24 protein-coding genes are annotated in these 21,010 nt (G+C 67.2%); 16 read left to right on the forward strand and 8 right to left on the reverse strand.

Annotation, left to right across the window (positions count from 1 at the left end):
- Nucleotides 1–39 precede the first annotated feature (39 nt).
- Genes RM190_RS11775 through RM190_RS11800 form a run of 6 tightly spaced genes read left to right on the forward strand, consistent with a single transcriptional unit; the run spans nt 40 to nt 5,648 of the window.
- A complete protein-coding gene (locus tag RM190_RS11775) occupies nt 40–1,083 on the forward strand; it encodes a LacI family DNA-binding transcriptional regulator (protein WP_311759641.1) in 1,044 nt (347 codons plus the stop codon).
- A gap of 8 nt (nt 1,084–1,091) precedes the next feature.
- Nucleotides 1,092–2,015 carry a substrate-binding domain-containing protein gene (locus RM190_RS11780; RefSeq protein ID WP_311759642.1) on the forward strand — a complete coding sequence of 308 codons (924 nt, stop codon included), beginning with the start codon at nt 1,092–1,094 and terminating at the stop codon, nt 2,013–2,015.
- Nucleotides 2,012–2,791, forward strand: coding sequence for an ATP-binding cassette domain-containing protein (locus tag RM190_RS11785; RefSeq protein WP_311759643.1), 780 nt, complete (start codon nt 2,012–2,014; stop codon nt 2,789–2,791). The genes RM190_RS11780 and RM190_RS11785 overlap by 4 nt, the downstream gene beginning before the upstream one ends.
- A complete protein-coding gene (locus RM190_RS11790; RefSeq protein ID WP_311759644.1) occupies nt 2,791–3,789 on the forward strand; it encodes an ABC transporter permease in 999 nt (332 codons plus the stop codon). Before RM190_RS11785 ends, RM190_RS11790 begins: the two co-directional genes overlap by 1 nt.
- Before the next feature lie 3 nt (nt 3,790–3,792).
- The gene (locus RM190_RS11795) at nt 3,793–4,872 is read left to right on the forward strand and encodes a phosphotriesterase family protein (RefSeq protein WP_311759645.1); all 1,080 of its coding nucleotides are present in this window, start codon (nt 3,793–3,795) and stop codon (nt 4,870–4,872) included.
- Nucleotides 4,873–4,883: 11 nt separating this feature from the next.
- The gene (locus RM190_RS11800; protein WP_311759646.1) at nt 4,884–5,648 is read left to right on the forward strand and encodes a glutamine amidotransferase; all 765 of its coding nucleotides are present in this window, start codon (nt 4,884–4,886) and stop codon (nt 5,646–5,648) included.
- A gap of 13 nt (nt 5,649–5,661) precedes the next feature.
- On the opposite strand, the gene RM190_RS11805 is transcribed toward RM190_RS11800, so the two are convergent.
- Entirely contained in the window at nt 5,662–6,612 is a 951-nt protein-coding gene (locus RM190_RS11805; RefSeq protein ID WP_311759647.1) for a PfkB family carbohydrate kinase, read from the reverse strand.
- A gap of 9 nt (nt 6,613–6,621) precedes the next feature.
- Here RM190_RS11805 and RM190_RS11810 point away from each other — a divergent pair, with 9 nt between their 5' ends.
- On the forward strand, nt 6,622–7,467 hold the full coding sequence (locus RM190_RS11810) for a BtpA/SgcQ family protein (RefSeq protein ID WP_311759648.1): 846 nt from the start codon (nt 6,622–6,624) through the stop codon (nt 7,465–7,467).
- A gap of 1 nt (nt 7,468) precedes the next feature.
- Nucleotides 7,469–8,635 (forward strand): M20 metallopeptidase family protein, encoded by a 1,167-nt coding sequence (locus tag RM190_RS11815; RefSeq protein WP_311759649.1) that lies wholly within the window; start codon nt 7,469–7,471, stop codon nt 8,633–8,635.
- Between the two features lie 16 nt (nt 8,636–8,651).
- Here RM190_RS11815 and RM190_RS11820 read toward each other — a convergent pair whose 3' ends face one another.
- Entirely contained in the window at nt 8,652–9,458 is an 807-nt protein-coding gene (locus RM190_RS11820; protein ID WP_311759650.1) for a LysR substrate-binding domain-containing protein, read from the reverse strand.
- A complete protein-coding gene (locus RM190_RS11825; RefSeq protein ID WP_311759651.1) occupies nt 9,459–9,578 on the reverse strand; it encodes a LysR family transcriptional regulator in 120 nt (39 codons plus the stop codon).
- 99 nt (nt 9,579–9,677) lie between these two features.
- Between RM190_RS11825 and RM190_RS11830 the strand changes: the two genes are divergently transcribed.
- Nucleotides 9,678–10,418: a sulfite exporter TauE/SafE family protein gene (locus RM190_RS11830; RefSeq protein ID WP_311759652.1), complete on the forward strand. Its 741-nt coding sequence runs from the start codon at nt 9,678–9,680 to the stop codon at nt 10,416–10,418.
- 80 nt (nt 10,419–10,498) lie between these two features.
- A complete protein-coding gene (locus tag RM190_RS11835; protein WP_311759653.1) occupies nt 10,499–11,182 on the forward strand; it encodes an O-methyltransferase in 684 nt (227 codons plus the stop codon).
- Nucleotides 11,183–11,202: 20 nt separating this feature from the next.
- Here RM190_RS11835 and RM190_RS11840 read toward each other — a convergent pair whose 3' ends face one another.
- From RM190_RS11840 to ggt, 4 genes are all read right to left on the reverse strand, one after another.
- Nucleotides 11,203–11,883: an RNA polymerase sigma factor gene (locus RM190_RS11840; protein ID WP_311759654.1), complete on the reverse strand. Its 681-nt coding sequence runs from the start codon at nt 11,881–11,883 to the stop codon at nt 11,203–11,205.
- The gene (locus tag RM190_RS11845) at nt 11,880–12,416 is read right to left on the reverse strand and encodes a cupredoxin domain-containing protein (RefSeq protein WP_311759655.1); all 537 of its coding nucleotides are present in this window, start codon (nt 12,414–12,416) and stop codon (nt 11,880–11,882) included. Before RM190_RS11845 ends, RM190_RS11840 begins: the two co-directional genes overlap by 4 nt.
- On the reverse strand, nt 12,413–12,823 hold the full coding sequence (locus RM190_RS11850) for a hypothetical protein (RefSeq protein ID WP_311759656.1): 411 nt from the start codon (nt 12,821–12,823) through the stop codon (nt 12,413–12,415). Before RM190_RS11850 ends, RM190_RS11845 begins: the two co-directional genes overlap by 4 nt.
- Before the next feature lie 81 nt (nt 12,824–12,904).
- Complete coding sequence (gene ggt / locus RM190_RS11855) at nt 12,905–14,716, reverse strand: gamma-glutamyltransferase (protein ID WP_311759657.1); 1,812 nt, start codon at nt 14,714–14,716, stop codon at nt 12,905–12,907.
- A gap of 165 nt (nt 14,717–14,881) precedes the next feature.
- Between ggt and RM190_RS11860 the strand changes: the two genes are divergently transcribed.
- Both RM190_RS11860 and RM190_RS11865 read left to right on the forward strand, forming a co-directional pair.
- Entirely contained in the window at nt 14,882–15,427 is a 546-nt protein-coding gene (locus RM190_RS11860; RefSeq protein ID WP_311759658.1) for a DMT family transporter, read from the forward strand.
- The gene (locus RM190_RS11865; RefSeq protein ID WP_311759659.1) at nt 15,424–15,843 is read left to right on the forward strand and encodes a DMT family transporter; all 420 of its coding nucleotides are present in this window, start codon (nt 15,424–15,426) and stop codon (nt 15,841–15,843) included. The genes RM190_RS11860 and RM190_RS11865 overlap by 4 nt, the downstream gene beginning before the upstream one ends.
- Nucleotides 15,844–15,849: 6 nt before the next feature.
- Here RM190_RS11865 and RM190_RS11870 read toward each other — a convergent pair whose 3' ends face one another.
- Nucleotides 15,850–16,056 (reverse strand): hypothetical protein, encoded by a 207-nt coding sequence (locus RM190_RS11870; protein ID WP_311759660.1) that lies wholly within the window; start codon nt 16,054–16,056, stop codon nt 15,850–15,852.
- 176 nt (nt 16,057–16,232) lie between these two features.
- Here RM190_RS11870 and RM190_RS11875 point away from each other — a divergent pair, with 176 nt between their 5' ends.
- From RM190_RS11875 to RM190_RS11890, 4 genes are all read left to right on the forward strand, one after another.
- On the forward strand, nt 16,233–16,985 hold the full coding sequence (locus tag RM190_RS11875; protein ID WP_311759661.1) for a FadR/GntR family transcriptional regulator: 753 nt from the start codon (nt 16,233–16,235) through the stop codon (nt 16,983–16,985).
- 82 nt (nt 16,986–17,067) lie between these two features.
- Nucleotides 17,068–18,054, forward strand: a complete 987-nt coding sequence (locus tag RM190_RS11880; RefSeq protein ID WP_311759662.1) for a substrate-binding domain-containing protein — start codon at nt 17,068–17,070, stop codon at nt 18,052–18,054.
- A gap of 60 nt (nt 18,055–18,114) precedes the next feature.
- Nucleotides 18,115–20,031 (forward strand): sugar ABC transporter ATP-binding protein, encoded by a 1,917-nt coding sequence (locus tag RM190_RS11885; protein WP_311759663.1) that lies wholly within the window; start codon nt 18,115–18,117, stop codon nt 20,029–20,031.
- Nucleotides 20,028–20,996 (forward strand): ABC transporter permease, encoded by a 969-nt coding sequence (locus RM190_RS11890; RefSeq protein WP_311759664.1) that lies wholly within the window; start codon nt 20,028–20,030, stop codon nt 20,994–20,996. Before RM190_RS11885 ends, RM190_RS11890 begins: the two co-directional genes overlap by 4 nt.
- Nucleotides 20,997–21,010: the final 14 nt, after the last annotated feature.

The following is a 21,010-nucleotide window of genomic DNA, read 5'->3' on the forward strand; positions in this document are numbered from 1 at the left end:
TGCTAGTAAATCGCTTTACTGATGGGCGGAGCACTCGGTATGGCGAATCTGAAGCAGGTGGCGGAAAGGGCCGGCGTTTCCCCGGCAACCGTGTCGCGTTACCTGAACGGCTCGCTGTCCCTGCCCGAGCCGACACGCGAGGCCATCGAAAATGCCATTCGCGCGCTGAACTATCACCCCAATCCCTTTGCCCGCTCGCTCAGCCGCGGGCGCACCGACCAGATTCAGATGGTCGTGCCCGAGATCAAGGCCCCCTTCTTCGCGGCTCTGGTCGCCGCGGTCGAGAACGCGGCCTTCGAGCGCGGGCAGGAACTGGCGATCTCGGTCACGCTGAACCGGCCGGGGCGCGAGCAGCGCTATCTGGACAGCGTCTCCGACCGCCATGTCGACGGGTTGATCTTCGTCACCAACCACCCCGAAGTCGCGCCGCTGAAATCGCGCATCGATGCCGCGCGCCGCGTCGTTCTGCTGGACGAGGACGTGCCGGGGGCGACCGCGCCGCGGCTGTTTTGTGACAATGACAGCGGCGGCTATCTGGCGGGACAATATCTTGCGCGCCACGGGCACCGCGCGATCGGCGTGATCGGCACCGGGGACGAGATGCATTCCGGGGCCGCGCGTTTTCAGGGCTTCAGCCGCGCCTTGGATGACAGCGCGGACGGCGGATACCGCGTCCACCGCAAGACCGGCAGCTATACGATCGAGGACGGCTCGCGCCTGTGCGCCGAACTGCTGGACGAACATCCCGGCATCACCGCGATCTTCGCCATGTCGGACGAACTGGTCATCGGCACGCTGGACGAACTGGCGCGTCGCGACCTGCGTGTTCCCGACGACATCTCGATCATCGGCTTCGACGACATCCTGCCGCTGGATTACTTCGCGACGCCGATCACCGCCATCCGCCAACCGGTCGAGGCACTGGGGGCCAAGGCGGTCGAAATCCTGCTGAATACGGATTGGGAAGATCCCGCGGCATGCAGCCGGGTCGAGATCTTGCCGGTCACGTTGGTCGAGCGGAGCTCCGTTGCCTCCGTCCCGCCCGCCCCACAAGCAACGGTCCAACATGAGAGCAACAGATGAAAATTGGAATGTCCCGTCATGTGATGATGGCCGTGACCAGCGCTTTCGCGGTCCTCGCGGCAACCGGCGCTTATGCGGAAGGCAAGACCTTCGCCCTGGTGCAGATCAACCAGCAGGCGCTTTTCTTCAACCAGATCAATGAAGGTGCGCAGAAAGCGGCGGACGCCTCGGGCGACAAGCTGGCGATCTTCAACGCCAATAACGACCCGCAGGCGCAGAACTCGGCCATCGAGACCTTCATCCAGCAAAAGGTTGACGGCATCGCGGTCGTCGCCATCGACGTGAACGGCATCATGCCCGCCGTCCAGCAGGCGGCCGATGCCGGCATCCCGGTGGTCGCCATCGACGCGATCCTGCCCGACGGCCCACAGAAGGCCCAGATCGGTGTCGACAACGCCAAGACCAGCGAGGATTTCGCCAAGTTCGTGCTGGCGCAGAACAAGGACGGCGAGATCAAGATGGGCCAGGTCGTGGCACTGAACTCGTTCATCCAGAACATCCGCAAGGACAGCTTCAACACCGCGCTTCAGGCTGGTCCCAACGTCAGCCTGATCGGCGAGGTCGACGGCCAGAACGTGCAGGACGTGGCGCTTGGCGCGGCGGAAAACCTGCTGACTGCAAACCCGGACATGAACGCCGTCTATGCCACCGGTGAACCGGCGATGGTCGCAGCCGTCGCAGCCGCGCAAAGCCAGGGTCGCCAGGACAGCGTCAAAGTCTATGGCTGGGATCTGACCTCGGGCGTGATCGACGGGATCGACGCAGGCTTTGTCGGCGGTGTCGTCCAGCAGGATCCGGCCGGCATGGGTTCGGCCGCGGTCGAGGCGCTGGCCAAGATCTCGGCCGGCGAGGAAGTCGAGAAGGTGATCTCGGTCCCCGCCACCATCGTCACCAAGGAGAACGTGGACCAGTTCCGCGAGACCTTCAAATGACCATCGCCAGCCAAAGCACGGACCGGGGGGGAGAAATCCTCCCCGGCTCCGGGGCGCCTCTCGTATCGCTGCGCGACATCCGGCTGACCTTCGGTTCGCATCAGGCGCTGCGGGGGGTCGATCTTGACATCCGTCCGGGTGAATGCCTTGCGCTGCTGGGCGACAACGCGGCGGGCAAGTCGACGCTCTCCAAGGTGATCTCGGGAACCTATATCCCGGATTCCGGAACCATCACGGTCGAGGGCGAAGAGGTCCGCTTCACCGGTCCGAATGACGCGCGTTCGCGCCATATCGAGATGGTGTTCCAGGATCTGGCGCTTTGCGACCATATCGACGTTGTCGGCAACCTGTTCCTTGGCCGCGAGCTGAGCAAGGGCCCCTTCCTTGATCAGAAGGCGATGCTGGTGCGCGCACAGGAAATGTTGGAAGCACTGGAAATCCGCATTCCCCGCCTGACCGCGCGGGTCGAGAAGCTGTCCGGCGGCCAGCGGCAGGCGATCGCGATTGCCCGCGCGGCCTCGTTCCAGCCCAAGGTGCTGATCATGGACGAGCCCACCTCGGCACTGGCCGTGGCCGAAGTCGAGGCGGTGCTGGCGCTGATCAACCGCGTCAAGGCCAAGGGCGTCGGCGTCGTGCTGATCACCCACCGCCTGCAGGACGTCTTCCGCGTCTGCGACCGCATCGCCGTCATGTATGAAGGCACCAAGGTGGCCGAGCGCATGATCGGCGATACCGACCTGGAAGAGGTCGTGAAACTGATTACGGGAGGGCATTGATGTCCAGTTACACCGAACGCGCCAAGCAAAGCCACACCGTCGAATGGTTGAACGACAATGCGCAGGTGCTGTCCATCACCCTGTTCTTCGTCGCCTGCATGGCCTTTTTCGGCGCGCTGTCCGACAGCTTCCTGACGGCGGGCAACCTTCTGAACGTGCTGCGGCAGGCGGCGCCGGTCCTGATCGTCGCGGTTGCGATGACCTTCGTCATCATGACGGCGGGCATCGACCTGGCCGTCGGTTCGACCGTGGCGCTGATCAACGCGCTGGCTGCGATCATGATGGCGAACGGCTTCGACTGGATCCCAACCCTGATCACGATGCTGGTCGCGGGTGCGATCGTCGGGCTGCTGCAAGGTTGGTTCATCTCGTTCCAGGGGATCGCGGCCTTCATCGTCACGCTGGCCGGAATGTCGATCCTGCGCGGCGTCGCGCTTTACATCACCGCGGGCTATTCGATCCCGATCAAGGACCAGCCCGGATTTTTCTGGCTGGGTCGGGGCACGCTGGCGGGGATCCCGGTCCCTGCGATCATCGCCACGCTGTTCGCGGTGCTGGGCTTCATCGTCATGCGCAATACGCGCTATGGCCGCCGCGTCGTGGCCGTGGGCTCGAACCTTGAGGCGGCGCGCCGCGTCGGGATGCCGGCGCGCTGGATCGTCTGTTCGGTCTACATGATGTCGGGGATCGCCTGCGCGCTGGCCGGGCTGCTGATCGCTGCACGCCTCGGCTCGGGCTCGTCCAACGCCGCCGTCGGCTTCGAGATGCAGGTCATCGCCGCCGTGGTGCTTGGCGGCACCTCGCTGATGGGCGGGCGCGGCTCGATCCTGGGAACGGTGCTTGGCACCCTGACCATCTCGATCATCGGCAACGGGTTGATCCTGCTGCACGTCTCGCCATTCCTGACGCAGATCGTCACCGGGGTCATCATCCTTGTCGCCATCTGGATGAACACGCGGCTGTTCGGCGGCGGCTTCAAGATCGGGAAAAAGGGCTGAACCATGACCGAACTTTCGCAGGCGCATGTCGGCTCAGGGCTGGTGATGACCGTGAACGGTCCCGTTCCCGCATCAAGCCTGGGCATCACGCTGATGCATGAGCATCTGAACAACGATTGCTCGTGCTGGTGGAACCCGCCGACCGATCCGGCGCGGGAATATCTGGTCGACCATCCGATCACGCCCGAGATCTATTCCGAGCTGATCCAGGATCCCTTCGTCAACCGCCCGAACCTGGGCGTCAACGAACCCGACCTGGTGGTGCAGGAACTGGGTTATTTCACCCGGCAAGGCGGCCGCACGGTGGTTGAGCCGACCTGCCGCGGCATCGGTCGCGATCCCCGCGCACTGCGGCGTATCGCGGATGGCGCCGGGGTGAACATCGTGATGGGCTCGGGCTACTATCTGGGAACGTCGCTGCCGGATTATTTTCATGACCTCAGCGTCACGGACATCGCCGACCAGATCGTCGCCGAAGCGACAACCGGCACCGACGGCACCGATGCCCGGATCGGCCTGATCGGAGAGATCGGCGTCGGTTCGGACTTCACCCCGGACGAAGAGAAAAGCCTGCGCGGCGCGGCGCAGGCGCAGGCCCGCACCGGCCTGCCGCTGATGGTCCATCTGCCCGCCTGGTTCCGGCTGGCGCACAAGGTTCTGGACATCTGCGAGGCCGAGGGCGCGGACCTGAACCACACGGTCCTGTGCCACATGAACCCGTCCTGGGCGGACCGGACCTATCAGCACGAACTGGCGGCGCGCGGCGCCTTCATCGAATACGACATGATCGGCAACCTGTTCTATTACGCCGATCAGGATGTCGATTGCCCGCCTGACGCAGATTGCGCCCGCGCGATCCAGGGCCTGATCGAGGCCGGACACGGCCACAAGGTCCTGCTCAGCCACGACGTTTTCCTGAAGTGCATGCTGCGCCACTATGGCGGCAACGGCTATGGCTTCGTGAACGCCCACTTCCTGCCGCGTCTCAAGCGGCTCGGCCTCGACCCCGTGCTGGTCGACAATCTCATGGTTGCGAACCCGCGCCGCGTCTTTGACGCGCGCTTCGCCGCCTCTGACTCTTGAAAGGACAAGAAATGACGAAAAAGGTTTTGCTGGTTGGCGAAAGCTGGGTTTCCTCCTCGACCCATTACAAGGGCTTCGACCAGTTCGGCTCGGTCACCTTCCACACCGGTTGCCAGCCGCTGATCGACGCGATGAAGGGCACCGACTACGACGTCACGCACATGCCCGCGCATGAAGCCCAAGACGGCTTCCCCTTCGACATCGAAGGTATCCGCGCCTATGACATCATCATCCTGTCGGATATCGGCGCCTCGACCTTCCTGCTGCCGCAGCGCGTCTGGATCCACAGCCAGACTGCCCCGAACCGCCTGCGCCTGCTGAAGCAGTGGGTCGAAGACGGCGGCAAGCTGATCATGGCCGGGGGCTATTTCTCGTTCCAGGGCATCGACGGCAAGGCGCGCTGGCGCAATACCCCGGTCGAGGAAGTCCTGCCGGTCAAATGCCACCCCTGGGACGACCGCGTCGAGATCCCCGAGGGTGCGACCGCCGAGATCGTCGCCGCCGACCACCCGATCCTGGCCGGGATGCCCGCCGAATGGCCTCCGCTGCTGGGCGTGAACGAGGTGATGCTCAAGGACGGGGCCGAGCTGATCGCCCGCCTGCCGGAGGACCAGGGCGGCCACCCGCTGCTGGTTGCGGGCAAGTTCGGCAAGGGCCGCTCGGTCGTCTGGACCTCGGACATGTCGCCGCACTGGCTGTCCCCGGCATTCTGCGCCTGGGACGGCTATCGCCAGCTTTGGCTGAACATGTTCGGTTGGCTGGAAGCCAACGACTGATCCTGCGACAGGATCACCGGGGCTGCGCCGATCCCGTCGGCGCGCCCACCCCCTCCGCGGTAAAGGCCGCGGCAAATTCGGCGACGGACGGAAAGGCCCCCTGCGTGCCCAAGCGGGACACACATATCCCGGCCGCCCATGAGGCAAGGCCGACATCCCCGGCCTCGGGCTGGCGGCGGCCGTGCCGGATCATCGCGGCGACCAGCGCAGCCAGGAAGCAATCCCCGGCGCCGGTCGGGTCCAGCGCCGCGACCGGGTGTCCCGGCACTGCAAGCTGCAGGGTGCCGTCGCGCCAGACCTCGGCCCCCTTCGGTCCCAGCGTCCTGACCAGCACCCTGCCCTGCGAAAGCCGCGCGACGCCGCCGAAATGCTCGGCCTCGCCCTCGTTCACGCAAAGCAGGTCGCATTCCGCCAGCATCGCGTCGTTGCACCCCTCGACCGGAGAGGGGTTCAGGATACGCCAGATCCCGCGTCGCCCGGCTTCGGCCAGCGCGGCAAGCGATGTCTCGGGGCGCAGGTTCCCCTGCAGCACCAGTGCATCCCCCGCGCCAAGTGCGCCCAAAGCCGCGACCGCCTCGGCCGGGGTCATCGCGCGCGCGCAATCCTGCGTCGTCACGATCGTGTTCTCGCGGTTGCGGTCGCGCAGGATGACCGAGAAATCCGTGGGGCTGTCGCGGCGCGTCAGTTGCGCGTCGAGCGGCTCGTCCGCGACCCCGGCAGCCAGCACCTGCCCGCGCGGGTCTGGCCCGATGGCCGCCACCAGCCGGACCGTGGCCACGCCGGCCAGCGCGCGGGCCAGCGCGATCGCCTGGTTCGCGCCCTTGCCGCCGACGCTTTGCGAAATCGCCGAACCCGCGATCGAGGCCCCCGGAGCGGGAAATGCCTCGACCGCCAAAGTCTCGTCCAGCGCGATGTTTCCAATCACCACGACTTGCGCCATGACACTCACTTTCGAAACTTCCATGAAGGGCAGATGATGCAACTGATTTCCGACCGTCCCGCCAATGCGATAAGCGACATCTTCGGCCGCGACAAGGCGCTGATCGGGATGATCCATTGCCCGGCCTTCCCGGGTGCCCCGCGCTATCGCGGCCAGCCCATGACCGAGATCTATGACGCCTGCCTGCGCGACGCCGAGGCGCTGGTCGCGAACGGAATGCACGGGCTGATGATCGAGAACCACGGCGACATCCCCTTCCTCAAGCCGGATGACATCACCTGCGAAACCGCCGCCTTCATGGCCGTCGTCACCGACCGCATCCGCCGCGAATTCGACGTGCCGCTGGGGATCAGCGTACTGGCGAACGCACCGATCCCGGCGCTGTCCATCGCCGCCGCCGGTGGCGCAAGCTTCATCCGCGTCAATGAATGGGCCAACGCCTATGTCGCGAACGAAGGCTTCGTCGAGGGCCGCGCCGGCGAGGCACTGCGCTTTCGCGCCCGGCTGCGGCAGGACCAGATCAAGGTCTTTGCCGACAGCCATGTGAAGCACGGCGCCCATGCCATTGTCGCCGACCGCACGATCGAGGAACTGACGCGCGACCTGGCCTTCTTTGACGCGGATGCCGTGATCGCGACCGGCCAGCGCACCGGCGATGCCGCCAATCCCGACGAGATCCGCACCATCCGCGACGCGAGCCATCTGGCACTGCTGGTGGGCTCGGGCGTCAGCGAGGCCAATGTCGAACTGATCCTGTCCTTGACCAATGGCGTCATCGTCGCCTCGTCGCTGAAGCAGGACGGCGTCTGGTGGAACCCCGTCGATCCGGCCCGCGTCAAAAGCTTCGTTGCGGTCGCATCCCGCGCGCTGGAGGGCTGAGATGGCGCAGGTTCAGGACGAACTCGGCTGGTTGGCCGCGAACCACGACCGGTTCTGCGCCATCCGCCGCGAATTTCACCAGCGCCCCGAAATCGCTTTCGAGGAAAGCTGGACCTCGGCCGAGCTGGCACGGCGGTTGGCGGCTCTGGGATGCGAGATCTCGCGCAGCATCGGCGGCACCGGCTTTGTCGCGACGCTGAAGGGCGGGCCGGGTCGCGTCGTCGCCTTGCGCACCGACATGGACGCACTGCCGCAGGACGAACAGACCGGCCTGCCCTATGCCTCGGGGAATGCGGGGCGGATGCATGCCTGCGGCCATGACGGGCACATGACCTTGCTGCTGGCGACGGCGGAACTGCTGGTGCGCGCAGGCCCGCTGCCCGGCACCGTGCATTTCATCTGCCAGCCCGCCGAAGAGGTGGGCCGCGGCGCCGTCGCAATGATCGAGGACGGGCTTTTCGACGAGATTGCCCCCGACCTGACCTTCGGCTTCCACAACTGGCCCGAATTGCCGGTCGGCGCGGTCGCGGGCCGTCCCGGCGCGATCATGGCCGCCTATCGCAAGATCGGCTTCGTGCTGGAGGGACAAGGCGGCCATGCCGCGCTGCCGGCCCTGTCCGATGACATGTATGGAGCGCTGGCCGCGCTGATCACCCGGATGAATGCCCGGATGCGGGCCGAACTGCCCGAAACCGCCTTTGCCTTTACCCAGAACCTGGGCGGAAGTGCTGCGAACATCATCCCGGCGCGTCTGGGGGTCTCGGCCTCGTTCCGCTATGTCGCGCCGGAGGAGGAAGCCGCCGCCACCCACATCGCGGGCGAAGTGGCGCAAGAGATCGCCTCGGCCTTCGGGATCACCGTCCGCCCCGAGATCGTTCCCGTCTTCGGCATCACCCGCAACGACGCGGATGCGGTGGCGCTGGTCGCGGCCACGGTGGCGGGTGCCGATCGGGGGCTGGCATGGCAGGATGCGGAACGCTCGTCGATGGTCGCCGAGGACTTCGGCGCCATGATCGAGGAGCGGCCCGGCTGCTATTTCTGGATCGGTGCCGGGCTGGAGCGCGGCGCGCTGCACAACAGCCGTTTCGACTTCAACGAAACGCTGCTTCTTACCGCCCCGCAACTTCTGGCTGATGTCCTGCGCACGGCGATGCACGAGCCGGCCTGACCAGAGGCCGCGCTGCTCAACCCGGCGGGACGGGGTGGGGGCGGTCCCCGCTGCCCGCCCCGCGATCGGCCCCAAGATGGTCCAGCAGATCCTGTGCCGCCGGGGAAAGCCGCACCCCGGTCTGGGTGCAAAGCGACAGGTGCCGCGTCGCCCAAGGGTCGGATAACGGGATCGCCGCGATCCCCGCCGGGCGCGCGGCCCTTCGCGCGGCCAGCACCGGGACGATGCCGATCCCTACCCCCGCACCGGCCATGCGGCAGATGTCGTCGAAGGCGTGCAGCCGGATGCGAGGCCGCAGCCGCAGGCCGATCCGGGCTGCCTGAGCGTCCAGGTAATCGCTCATCGCGCCGCCCACCAGCGCCAGGAAGGGCTCTCCCGCCAGCTCGGCCAGCATCACGGTGCGCCTGCTGGCAAGGGCATGGCCGCGTGCGGCGACCACGACCAACCGGTCGATGGCAAAGGGCCGCAACTCCAGCCCCGCCGTGTCGACCGCAGCGTTCAGCACCCCGATCTCGGCAAAGCCAAGCGCGATGCTGCGGGCGATATCGACGCTTTGCCGTTCGCGCAGGTCGATATCGACTTGGGGGTGGGCGGCAAGCCAGGGGGCAAGGCGTGCAGGCAGGATCTCGGTCAGGGCGGCGGTATTGGCAAGCAGGCGGACGGTGCTGCGCAGGTTCCGGGCGAATTGCCCGATCTCTCCGCGCATCTGGGTCATCTGGTGCAGGATCAGGCGGGCGTGATGCAGCAGTGTCTCGCCCGCCTCGGTCGGGGTCACGCCGCGGCGGCCGCGATCCAGCAGGCGCACCCCTCCGGTCGCCTCCATCTAGCGCAGACGCTCGCTGGCCGCGGCCAGGGACAGCCCGGCCAGAGCCGCGCCGTGGGTGATGCTGCCCGCCTCGGCCACGGCTAGAAACAGGCGCAGATCGGTCAGGTCAAAGCGCATGCGGGCAAGGATAGCGACGCTGTAGCCTTCGGTCCAGCCGAAGCCTGCCTGCGGGTCTTCCGCATTGTGCCCCGGTGCCCGCGCGCTATCACCCTAGGCATGAATGAGCTTGTCCTTGTCGTCGCGGTCGCCGCGACCTTCTTCGCCGCCGGGATCGTCAAGGGCGTGACCGGCATGGGGCTTCCGACCGTCGGGATGGCGGTGCTGGGGGCAATGATCTCGCCCCTTGCCGCGGCAGGGCTGCTGATCGTGCCGGCGGTCGCCACCAATCTGTGGCAATTGCTGTCCGGTCCCGCTTTGGGGCCGCTGCTGCGCAGGTTGTGGCAAATGATGGCGGCAATATCGGCGGGGACGCTGGCCGGTGCGGCCTGGCTGGCCAGCGGCCACGAGCACGCAACGACGGCGCTTGGCCTCGCGCTGGCGATCTATGCCGCCTATACGCTTTGTGCGCGCCAGTTGCGGGTTCCGGCCGCGGCCGAGCCATGGCTGTCCCCGCTGGTGGGTGCGATCACCGGGATCGTGACCGGGACGACCGGCGTTTCGGTCATGCCCGCCGTTCCCTATCTTCAGGCGCTGGGGCTTGCCCGCGATGATCTGGTGCAGGCGCTGGGGCTGTCCTTTACCGTCTCGACCATCGCGCTGGCGGTGGGCCTTGGCGCGCGGGGCGCGGTGACGTCCGATCAGCTGGCGCTGTCCCTGCTGGCGCTGGTCCCCGCGCTGGCGGGCATGTGGGCCGGGCAGTGGCTGCGCGGGCGCATCCCGGCCGCGACATTCCGCCGGGTGTTCCTGATCTGCCTGCTGCTGCTGGGTACCCAGATGGCGCTGCGCCCCCTGCTGTAACGCCGCCGGCGCTGGCACTTGCCTTCGTTCCGCCCTCGACCCAAGGTTGCGCGCAATCAGGCAGGCAAAAGGCGGCGCAGATGCGAATTCCAGACTATCCCACGGGCGACGCAGCGGGCTGGGCCAAGGTGGACGGCTATTTCAGCGACCTTCTGGCCCCGCCGGAGCCTGCCCTGCAGGCGGCGCTGGCCGCAAATGCCGAGGCGGGGCTGCCCGCGCATGACGTCTCGGCCCTGCAGGGCAAGATGCTGGCGTTGTTCATCACCATGACCGGTGCCCGCCGCGTGCTGGAAATCGGGACGCTGGGCGGCTACAGCACCATCTGGATGGCCCGCGCCTTGCCGCCGGGCGGCACAGTCACCAGCATCGAGGCCAGCTCCGTCCACGCCGACATCGCCCGCACCAATATCCATCGCGCGGGACTGGACCAGCGGGTCGACCTGCGTGTCGGTGCGGCGGCCGATGTGCTGCCGGGGCTGGACGGGCCATTCGACCTGATCTTCATCGATGCCGACAAGCCCAGCAATCCTCTTTACCTGGAATGGAGCCTGAAGCTTAGCCGTCCGGGCACCGTCATCATCGGCGACAACGTGGTGCGCGGCGGCGCGGTTACCGACGGCGGCAGCACAGACCCGAACGTGCAGGGCGTCAGGACCTTTCTGGACATGATCGCGCGCGAGCCGCGCCTGCAGGCGACGGCGATCCAGACCGTCGGCGAAAAGGGCTGGGATGGCTTTACCCTGGCGGTGGTGGGCCAGGGCTGAAGGCCTCGGAAACCCGCCGCCTATCTGCCCCGCAGCGCCGCGATCACGCGGTCGGCCATGCGGATGCAGCGCAGCCCGTCAAAGGGAAAGACGCTGTCCAGCCCGCCCCGCAACCGCTCCTCCAGCGCGCGACGCAGGCGGCGGCGGGCGCGAAACAGGCGGGTGCGGACCGTAATCGGGTTCAGCCCAAGATCGCGGGCGACAGCCAGCACCGGCTGCCCCTCGACTTCGTGCAGCAGAAAGGGCAGGCGCAATTCGGGTGGCAACAGGGCCAGGGCCTGCTCCAACAGGGTGCGGACCTGATGGCGCGCGGTCGCCTCCTCGGCGCTTTCGCTGCCCGGAAAGGCCAGCACCTCGGCCGAAGAGGCGGCATCCTGTTCAACCACAAAGTGATCCTTGGCCGGGTCGCGGCGGCGCGCACGCATCAGCGCGGCGTTGATCGTGATCCGGCTGATCCAGGTCGAAAAGCGGGCCTCGCCCCGGAAGCTGTCAAGTCGGGTGAAGGCGGTCAGATAGGCGTCCTGCACGACCTCCTCGGCCTCGGCATCGCTGGGCATGATGCCGCGCGCGATACGAAACAGGCGCGGATTCATGCGACGTACCAGTTCGCGGATCGCGGCCTCGTCACGGGTGCGGGCGGCGGCCACAAGCTGCCAGTCGGGATCTTCGCGATGCGGCCGCAAGGGGCTGGGGCTGATCATGCGGCCTCCTGCGCCTCGACCCGGCCACGGGCCAGGATGGCGTCGACGGGGGGAAAGGCGGCCAGAACCTCGGCCATCAGATCCTCGCTGGCCGGGGCCGGGCCTTCCCAGCCGGGATCGCCCGGTCGCCCGACGACAATGCGACCGACCATCGCGGCCATCTCGTGCGGCTGGCAGTAATAATCATACACACCCGGCACCGTCAGGGTGAGCGCGAAGCTGTCCCCCGGCAACAGAAAATCACTGTCCCAGGGCACCGCTGCGGCGGGGATCCGGCGTTGGCGGTCGAACAGGTCCGGGTGATAGGCAGTGCAGGTATGGCTGTTCGCGGGGTCTTGGTTCACAAAGCGCAGCGGGGTTCCCGCCGCGACCGAAAGGCCGGGGGGCGAGAACCAAACCCTTTCGCCACGCGGGGTGCCGCGCATGGCGATCTCGACCGGTTCGGCGCTCCGGACCGGCGCGGCGGCAAAGGTGGCAAGGGCGACAAGGCCGCCGCCCCCCAGCACGAGCATCTGGCGACGCGACAGCGTCATTTCGCAAGCCTGCCGGCCGCGTCCTTGTCGTGATACAGCACGACATGGGCATGCGGCTTTTCGACCCCCGGATGGCCGGCATTGTAATAGATGTCGACGCCGGTGACGGTATCGGTCCCGACCGGCAGCTTGTCGAAAGCCTTGCCCGCCGCAAGATCGTCAAGCGGGATCATATAGATCGTGGCGGACAGTCGCCCGTCGTGGTCATAGCCCAGGAACGGACCGGCGGGCAGGGTCGCTGGATCGACGTAAAGCGTGCCCAGGCCGGGAATGAAGTCGGGCAGCGGCACAAGCCCGCTGACTTTGGCGAAGGGGGCGGCAGGGGGCGTGGTGACGGCCCCCTCATGAGCCGGGGCGGGGGTTGCAAGGGCAAGACCCGCAAGCAGGATCGGGACGAAGGCGCGCATGGCGTTTCCTTTCTGGTCAGGGGCCGGAAGCGGACCCATGCCAGGTTGGATGCGGTCATCGCAGGAAATGTTCCCGCCGGATCAGCCGCCGATGGCGATGCCCTCGCGCCGGGGATCGGCCGCACCCTCCAGCCCCTCGGGCGTGATCTGGATGCTTTGGACGCCCGAGTTCAACTCGGTCGGGTTCACCTGGAAGCCAAGGTCGGTCAACGGCCCCGACAGGGCGGTGGCGCTGGTCCCGTCTTCGACATCCAGCGGGCCGAACCGCGACAGGATGTTCGGCAGCGCCGCTGCCTGCTGGACATCCATGTCCCAGTCAAGCCAGGCGATGATCGTCTTTGCGACATAGCCGATGATGCGGCTGCCCCCCGGAGAGCCGGTGACCAGCACCGGCTTGCCCTGCGCCATCACGATGGTCGGGGCCATCGACGACCGGGGCCGCTTGCCCGGCGCAAGCGCGTTCGCGATGGGATATCCCGCCTTGTCATGGGTGGTGAAGCTGAAATCCGTCAGCTCATTGTTCAGCAGGAAGCCGCGCACCAGCAGCCGCGCGCCGAAACCATTCTCGATCGTAGTCGTCATCGACAGCGCATTGCCCTGCGCGTCGACGATCGCGACATGCGTGGTCGAGGGCAGTTCCAGCGCCTCGTCCCGACCCCAAAGCTGCGCATGGCTCCACCCCGGAGACCCGGCGCTGACCTCGGGCAGGGAGTCGTCTCCCGCCAGCAGCTTGCTCCGTTCGGCAAGATAGGCCGGATCGACCAGACCCTTGGTCGGCATGGGGACGAAATCGCTGTCGGCCATGAAGCGTTCGCGGTCGGCAAAGGCCAGCCGCGAGGCATCCGCGATCAGCCGCCAACTTTCCGGGTTCTCGGCCCCCAGCGCCGCCAGGTCATAGCCGCCCAGCATCCCCAGGATCTGACCAACCGTCAGAGCGCCGGAGGACGGCGGCCCCATCCCGCAGATGTCGTGATCGCGATAGCTGGCGCAGACCGCGGGTCGCTCAATCACGCGATACGCGCCAAGATCGGCCAGCGCCAGCGTGCCGGGATTGCCGGGCGCGTTCGACACCGCCGCCACGATGTCCTGCGCCACCGGCCCGGAATAGAAGGCCCTTGCCCCCTGCCCCTGCAAGGCGCGCAGCGTGTCGGCATAGGCGGGATTCTTCAGCAGCGATCCGGCCGCGACGGGCTGGCCGCCGGGAAAGAAATAGGCGGCAGTGGCAGGGTCGCCCTGCAGCGCGGTCCCCTCGGCCGCGACCAGCGCAGCCAGCCGGGGCGAGACGGTAAAACCATCCTCGGCCAGCCGGATCGCATCGCCGAAAAGCCCTGGCCAATTCGCGCGGCCCCATCGGCGATGCGCCTCTTCCAGCAAGGCCGGAGTGCCCGGCGTCCCGACCGAGCGGCCGCCCACCACCGCCTGCATGAACTTCAGCGGCTGGCCCTCGGCGTCCTGGAACAGCGTCGGGCGCGCGGCCATCGGCGCGGTTTCGCGTGCGTCCAGCGTGGTCAGCGCGCCACTTTTGGCATCATACCAGACCAGAAACGCCCCGCCCCCCAGCCCCGAGCTTTGCGGCTCGACCAGGCCCAGCACGGCTTGCACCGCGATCATCGCGTCGGCGGCGCTGCCGCCGGAGTCCAGAACGCGCGCCCCGGCCTCGACCGCCAGCGGGTTCGCGGCGCTGACCATCCAATGCGCGGCCTTGACCGGCTGGCCCTGCGCCTTGGCCTGCAACGCCGCGCGCGCAGCGGCGCCAAGATCGCCGAACGCCTCGGCCGTGACCACGCCCGCCGTCGCTGCCTCGGGCGCGACGGCATCGGTGGCCTGCTGCGCCAAAGCCGATCCGGCAAGACCGCAGATCGTCATCGCAAGAAGTGCCGCTGTCCGTTGCATCGTCCCCTCCGCCATCCATGTGCCTTGGGTCAGTCTGGATCCGGAGGGCAGGTCGCGCAAGCTCTCGGTTTCGTGAGCCGCTGCGCGGGCACCGGGACAGGCACGGGACGTTCGGGGCTATCCAAGCGCAAGGGGGCGGCCTAGAAGGCGGTGGAACATCCCCGCATGACCCCATTTGCCAAGGATATCGACGTGGCCACCCCGCCCCCCGCTTCGCCCGGCGCAACGGCACGCGCCCCACGCCCGATTGAGATCGTGGCTGCGCTTGCCACCGGCGCGCTGCTGACCTTCATGCTGCTCAGCAACAGTATTATGGCCGCGCATACGACGCCGCTGTTCTCATCGCTGACGGCCCATGCGGTGGGCTCGGTCGTGGCGGGGGCCGCGCTGATCGGCGCGCGCCTGTGGCGGCGCGGCCGGGGGACGGCGCCGCCCCGTCCGCGCGGGAACGTGCCGCTTTGGGCCTATCTCGGCGGGATCTCGGGCGCACTGACGGTCATGCTGACTTCCTCGACCGCGAACTCGGCGCTGGCGTTGACCGGCACGCTGGCCATCGGGCTTGCCGGGCAGGTGGTGCTGGCGCTGATCTTCGACTGCCTGGGCGCGATGGGACTGGAGCGGCGGCTGCCCCGGCGTCAGGACCTGCTGGCGCTGGTGGCGATCATCGCGGGCACGATGCTGATCATCCATGCGCGGGGGATGGCCGGATGAGCGCGATGATCCTGTTCGCCTTCATCGCCGGAATGCTGGTCACGCTGTCGCGCCAGTTGAACGGCCGGCTGGCCATCCAGACCTCGGCGCTGCGCTCGTCCTTCTGGAACCACGCGGTCGGTTTTGGCGCGCTGGCGGCGGTGACACTGCTGGCCGGAAGCTTCTGGCCCGAGGGTGCGTCAGGCGCCCCCTGGCTGGCCTGGATCGGGGGCGCGGTAGGCGTCGCCTTCGTCGGAGGCGGCAGTTGGCTGATCCCGCGCCTCGGCGCGGCGATGACCGGCGGGCTGCTGGTCGCCGGTCAGATGCTGTCGGGCGTCGCGATGGACATCGCGCGCGGTCAGGACGCGGTCCTGTGGATGCAGGTCGCGGGCATCGCGCTGATCCTGGGTGGCGTATTCCTGAGTCGGCGGCGCTGACGCGAACTATTCGCCGCCATTGGTGGCGCGGTCGTTCTGCCGCGCCTTGCGATCGCCCGCCTCGCGGTTCTGGCCGCCGGCATTGGGCTGGTTCGACTTCTTCATCCGGCCCGGATTCACGGCCGGGTCGGCATTGCCCATCTTCTCCTGCTGCGCGCGGTTCTTGACGTTGAAGTCTTCGTTTTCGGTCTTGGGATCTAGTTTCTCGGCCATCGGAAGCCTCCTTTCCGGCTTTGCACCGGGTCAACCTGCAAGGGCCACGGATGTTCCGGTGATCCTGACCCAAGATTGATATTGACAGTTTCGGGCGGAATCACGCTACAACTGGTCCGATAACCCGGCCAGTTGTCATTGCGTCAGATCACGGGGGGCTGCCCAGAATGCGCGATGTGCAGAAGCTCCTTTTGGACGATCCGGCGGGCTTCGGCACCGATCTGCGGCGCCTGACCATCAAGGACCGCATCGCCGAAAAAATCGCTGCGCTGATTGCCTCGGGGCTGCTGGCACCGGGGGATGAACTGCCCAGCGAAAGAGATCTGGCCCAGGCCCTGTCGGTCAGCCGCGAAACCGTTCGTGTCGCGATCCAGCTTCTGGCGGCGCGCGGCATCCTGGCGGTCAGTCAGGGCAGCCGCACCCGGGTGCTGAAGGGCGATATCGGCGACATGGCCATCGGGATGATCCGCCAGATCGACGTCAACCGCTATGACATCGACGAGGTTCATGCCGCGCGCCTGCTGATCGAACAGCACGTCGTGGGCGAGGCCGCGACCCGCATCACCGAACAGGTGCTGGCGGTGCTACGCCATTCGCTGCGCTCTCAACGCGACTGCGTCGACGATCCCGTCCGCTTCCTGATCGCCGATCGCGAATTCCACCTGACCATCTATCGCGCCTGCGGCAGCGAGTTGCTGGCCGACGTGGTCGCCGACCTTTACGGCCATATCATCGACCACCGCCGACGCATCGTGTCGCGCGCGGGGGCCATCTCGGAAAGCGTGTCGGATCACGAGGAGATCCTTGCCGCGCTGGAGGCCCGCGATCCCGCCGCCACCCGCGCCGCCTTTGCCCGGCACGAGGAGCGTATCTACAACACCACCCGCGACATGCTTGGCACAGCGCGCAAGGGACGGGAGGGGGCCTGACAGGGCCGCAGACGGAATGGCCGGAGGAGCGGCCGATTTCAGGCTCCGCCCAAAGAATGGAGCCGTTTAGGGGAGGAAAGACATGCTGAAAAGACGGGACTTCATGCTGGCGGCCGCCGCCACAGCCGCGCTGGCAGGGCTTGGGATGCCCGGACCCGCGGCGGCGGCGAACAAGGACATCGTCTATCTGACGCCGGGGCTGGACCTGCCGTTCTGGCGCTATCTGTCCAAGGGTGTCGAAAAGGTCGCCAAGGCCGAGGGTTACGGCTTCCAGGCGCTGGATTCGCATAACGACGCGCAGCAGCAACTGCAGAACGCGCAGGACGCAATCGCCCGCGGCGTCGCGGGGATCGTGCTGTCGCCGACCGACAGCTCGACCGCGCCGAGCGTGCTGACCCTCGCTGAAAAGGCGGGCGTGCCGGTGGTCATCGCCGATATCGGCACGAACAGCGGCGAATATGTCTCGTTCATCATCTCGGACAACTACGAAGGCGCGAACGGCACCGGCAAGGCGCTGGCCGCCGCGATGAAGGAAAAGGGCTGGCAGGACGGCTCGGTCGGGATCGTCTCGATCAGCCAGGCACGGCTGAACGGGCAGGCCCGGACCAAGGGCTTCAAGGACGCCATGGCCGAGGGCGGGGTCGCCGGCGATGCCGGACTGCAGCAGATGCAGTCCTATACCGCGGACGAAACCTTCAAGTTCACGCAGGACATGTTGACCGCGAACCCGAACATGCGCGGACTGTTTGTCCAGACCGACCAGCCCGCCATCGGGGCGCTGCGCGCGATCAAGGCCGCCCGTCGTCAGGGCGAGGTGCTGGTCGCAGCCTTTGACGGCATCCCGGAATTCGTGCCGCTGCTGCAATCGGGCGAAATCGTCGCGTCGGGGATGCAGCAGCCGCACCTGATGGGCGAGGAATCCGCCAAGGCGCTGTTCGCGCATCTCAAGGGCGAAAAACCGGAAAAGGAGATTCTTGTTCCGATCGTGGTGGTGACGGACAAGAATATCGGGGAGATGCTGCCGACCATAACCGATACGGTCTTTGCCGGCGAACTGACCGGAAACTAGGCAGTGATCCAACCCGGCGTCGGTTCGCCGACGCCGGGCGATATGACGGAGCCCCATCGGATGTCGAACCCGCTTTTCCCGGCGGATGCCCCGCCTGCGCTGGTCGCCAGAAGCGTGTCGAAACGCTTTGGCAGCACGCAGGCCCTGTCGGATGCCAGCCTTGAGGTGCGCCCCGGAGAGGTCCACGGCCTGCTGGGCGCGAATGGCGCCGGCAAGTCCAGCCTGTCGCGGATCATCTGCGGCCATGTCGCCCGCGACGGCGGCGAACTTCTGTATCGCGGTGCGCCGCTGTCGCCACGTTCGACGCGCGAGGCGCTGGATTGCGGGATTGCGCTGGTGGCGCAGGAAACCTGCCTGGCCCCGGACCTGACGGTGCTGGAAAACATCTTCCTGCCGGAACTGGGCCGTGCGGGGCGGCTTTCCTTTCCCGATCTGCGCCGCCGCGCGACCGCGATCCTTGCCCGACTGGGACGCGAACAAGCCTTGCCGCTGGATGCCGAGGTGCGCAGCCTGTCCGCGGCACAGCGCCAGCTGGTCGAGATCGCAAAGGCGCTGGCGCTGAACGCCGACCTGATGATCTTCGACGAACCCACCGCCTCGTTGTCCCCGGCCGAGGTCCAGCACCTGTTCGACATCATCGGCCGCCTGCGGGACGCGGGCCATGCGCTGATTTTCGTCTCGCACCGGCTTGAAGAGGTGTTCTCGATCACCGACCGCGTCACCATCCTGCGCGAGGGGCGCACCGTCGCCGCCAGCCTGGAAACCGCGCGGCTGACGCAGGCCGACATCATCCGGCACATGGTCGGGCGCGAACTTGGCGCGATCTATGCGACGCCCGGCCTTGACCGCGCCGTGGCAGCGGGCGCGCCGGTGCTGGAGGTTTCGAACCTGTCCGCCCGTCCGCTGGTCCGCGATGTCAGCTTCACCGTCCGCAAGGGCGAGATCCTGGGCATCGGCGGGCTGATCGGCGCGGGCCGGTCCGAGGCGATGGAGGCAATCTTCGCCATGCGCCCGCGCGATGGCGGCAGCATCCGCCTGAACGGGCGCGAAATTGCGATCCGGCGCCCCATCGACGCCATCCGACAAGGCATCGGCTTCGTGGCCGAGGATCGGCGCGCCCAGAACATCGTCCCCGATCTCAGCGTGCGCGAAAACCTGATGCTGGCGCATCTGGGTCGGCATCGCGGCTTTGGCCTTGGCTATCGTTCGCGACAGGCGCGCGTGGCCCGGCTTCTGTCGGAACTGGGCCTGCCGCCGGACCGCATGGATGCCAGCCTGCTGACATTCTCGGGCGGGATGCAGCAAAAGGTCATCATCGCGCGCTGGTTGCTGATCGACCCCGAGGTGCTGATCCTGGACGAGCCGACCAAGGGCGTCGACATCGGCACCCGCAGCGCCATCTATCGCATCCTGCGCGACATTGCGGATCAGGGCGTGGCCGTCGTCATCATCTCGTCCGATTTCGAGGAATTGCTGGGCGTGACCGAACGCGTCGTGGTGATGAGCGACGGAATGACCATCGCGGACCTGCCGACATCGATCCTGACCGAGGAAAAGCTGACCTTGCTGGCCGCACCCCGCACCTCGACCCGGCAGAACCGCGCGCTGCTTGAGACGCTGGCGCGGGATTACAACGCCTTCGCCTGGTGGGCGCTGCTGGAGGACCAGGCCCTGATCTGCCTGGGTGCGGCCGAGGCGCAGGGCGCGCCCCCGCTGAACCTGCGCGCGGGCGAGGCGCGGCGGAACACCGAAACCGGCATCCCCGCCGCCTTGGCCGCGCGGGACGAAACGATCCGGACCGAGCCGGAAAGTGGGCTTCGCACGCTGATGGTCGCGCTGAGGAACGCGCGCGGCCATGACCTTGGCTGGCTGGGGCTGACCGTCGCGCCCGGCAAGGCGCTGCCCGATGCCGCGCGGATCCGCGCCCTGACTCGCGACTGGCAAACCGACACCCACGCAGAAGGAGACGCCGCATGAGCGACGCAAGCGTGAACCGACCGGCAGGCATCCGGCGACTGGCCCGCAGCCTTGAGGTCAGGATGCTGGGCCTTGCCCTGTTGATCGCGGTGGGGCTGTCGCTGCTGTCGCCCTATTTCCTGACGCAGAACAACATCTTCAACATCCTCGACCAGTCGGTGGTGATCGGCATCGTCGCGGTCGGCATGACCTTCGTGATCCTGACCGGCGGAATCGATCTTTCGGTTGGCTCGGTCGCGGGGCTGACCGGGATCATCCTGGGACTGGCACTGCGCGACCTGCCGATCCCGGTCGCGATCCTTGCCGCCGTCGCCTCGGGCGCGTTCATCGGGCTGGTTTCCGGCGTGCTGGTAGCGTTCTTCGGCCTTGCGCCATTTGTCGTCACGCTGGGGATGATGGCGATCGGGCGCAGCCTTGCCTATATCTTCTCGGGACAGACGGCGATCTCGGGGATTCCGGACGCGCTGTCGGGGATCGTCTATACCACCGTGCTGGGCATCCCGGCCAATGTCATCTTCCTGCTGCTGCTTTACCTCGCCGCATGGAGCTACCTGACCTATACCAAGGGCGGGCGCACCATCTATGCCGTCGGCTCGAACCGCGAGGCGGCGCGGGCGGCGGGGTTGAACGTGCTGGCCTATTCCATTCTGCCCTATGTCATCTCGGGCGCGCTGGCGGCGGTGGCGATCACCTTCTCGATCGCGCAGATCCTGTCCGCCGATCCCCTGGCCGGCAACCAGATGGAGCTGGATGCCATCGCCGCCGTCGTCATTGGTGGGGCCAGCCTTGCGGGTGGCCGCGGCTCGATCATCGGGACGCTGATCGGGGTGCTGATCATGGTGATGATCCGCAACGGGCTGAACCTGCTGGGCGTCTCGCCCTTCTGGCAGGGATCGGCCATCGGCTCGATCATCATCCTTGCGCTGCTGGCCGAGCGGCTTTTCAACTGGCGCTCGACCCATTGAACCGGGTGGAAAAG

It is taken from the genome of Paracoccus broussonetiae (assembly GCF_031854425.1).
Lineage (GTDB): Bacteria > Pseudomonadota > Alphaproteobacteria > Rhodobacterales > Rhodobacteraceae > Paracoccus > Paracoccus broussonetiae.

Excerpts from the sequence above, each read along its gene's own strand:
- RM190_RS11775 (WP_311759641.1), top strand. The coding sequence starts at position 40 with ATGGCGAATCTGAAGCAGGTGGCGGAAAGGGCCGGCGTTTCCCCGGCA.
- RM190_RS11780 (WP_311759642.1), top strand. The coding sequence starts at position 1,092 with ATGTCCCGTCATGTGATGATGGCCGTGACCAGCGCTTTCGCGGTCCTC.
- RM190_RS11785 (WP_311759643.1), top strand. The coding sequence starts at position 2,012 with ATGACCATCGCCAGCCAAAGCACGGACCGGGGGGGAGAAATCCTCCCC.
- RM190_RS11790 (WP_311759644.1), top strand. The coding sequence starts at position 2,791 with ATGTCCAGTTACACCGAACGCGCCAAGCAAAGCCACACCGTCGAATGG.
- RM190_RS11795 (WP_311759645.1), top strand. The coding sequence starts at position 3,793 with ATGACCGAACTTTCGCAGGCGCATGTCGGCTCAGGGCTGGTGATGACC.
- RM190_RS11800 (WP_311759646.1), top strand. The coding sequence starts at position 4,884 with ATGACGAAAAAGGTTTTGCTGGTTGGCGAAAGCTGGGTTTCCTCCTCG.
- RM190_RS11805 (WP_311759647.1), bottom strand. The coding sequence starts at position 6,612 with ATGGAAGTTTCGAAAGTGAGTGTCATGGCGCAAGTCGTGGTGATTGGA.
- RM190_RS11810 (WP_311759648.1), top strand. The coding sequence starts at position 6,622 with ATGATGCAACTGATTTCCGACCGTCCCGCCAATGCGATAAGCGACATC.
- RM190_RS11815 (WP_311759649.1), top strand. The coding sequence starts at position 7,469 with ATGGCGCAGGTTCAGGACGAACTCGGCTGGTTGGCCGCGAACCACGAC.
- RM190_RS11820 (WP_311759650.1), bottom strand. The coding sequence starts at position 9,458 with ATGGAGGCGACCGGAGGGGTGCGCCTGCTGGATCGCGGCCGCCGCGGC.
- RM190_RS11825 (WP_311759651.1), bottom strand. The coding sequence starts at position 9,578 with ATGCGCTTTGACCTGACCGATCTGCGCCTGTTTCTAGCCGTGGCCGAG.
- RM190_RS11830 (WP_311759652.1), top strand. The coding sequence starts at position 9,678 with ATGAATGAGCTTGTCCTTGTCGTCGCGGTCGCCGCGACCTTCTTCGCC.
- RM190_RS11835 (WP_311759653.1), top strand. The coding sequence starts at position 10,499 with ATGCGAATTCCAGACTATCCCACGGGCGACGCAGCGGGCTGGGCCAAG.
- RM190_RS11840 (WP_311759654.1), bottom strand. The coding sequence starts at position 11,883 with ATGATCAGCCCCAGCCCCTTGCGGCCGCATCGCGAAGATCCCGACTGG.
- RM190_RS11845 (WP_311759655.1), bottom strand. The coding sequence starts at position 12,416 with ATGACGCTGTCGCGTCGCCAGATGCTCGTGCTGGGGGGCGGCGGCCTT.
- RM190_RS11850 (WP_311759656.1), bottom strand. The coding sequence starts at position 12,823 with ATGCGCGCCTTCGTCCCGATCCTGCTTGCGGGTCTTGCCCTTGCAACC.
- ggt (WP_311759657.1), bottom strand. The coding sequence starts at position 14,716 with ATGCAACGGACAGCGGCACTTCTTGCGATGACGATCTGCGGTCTTGCC.
- RM190_RS11860 (WP_311759658.1), top strand. The coding sequence starts at position 14,882 with ATGACCCCATTTGCCAAGGATATCGACGTGGCCACCCCGCCCCCCGCT.
- RM190_RS11865 (WP_311759659.1), top strand. The coding sequence starts at position 15,424 with ATGAGCGCGATGATCCTGTTCGCCTTCATCGCCGGAATGCTGGTCACG.
- RM190_RS11870 (WP_311759660.1), bottom strand. The coding sequence starts at position 16,056 with ATGGCCGAGAAACTAGATCCCAAGACCGAAAACGAAGACTTCAACGTC.
- RM190_RS11880 (WP_311759662.1), top strand. The coding sequence starts at position 17,068 with ATGCTGAAAAGACGGGACTTCATGCTGGCGGCCGCCGCCACAGCCGCG.
- RM190_RS11885 (WP_311759663.1), top strand. The coding sequence starts at position 18,115 with ATGTCGAACCCGCTTTTCCCGGCGGATGCCCCGCCTGCGCTGGTCGCC.
- RM190_RS11890 (WP_311759664.1), top strand. The coding sequence starts at position 20,028 with ATGAGCGACGCAAGCGTGAACCGACCGGCAGGCATCCGGCGACTGGCC.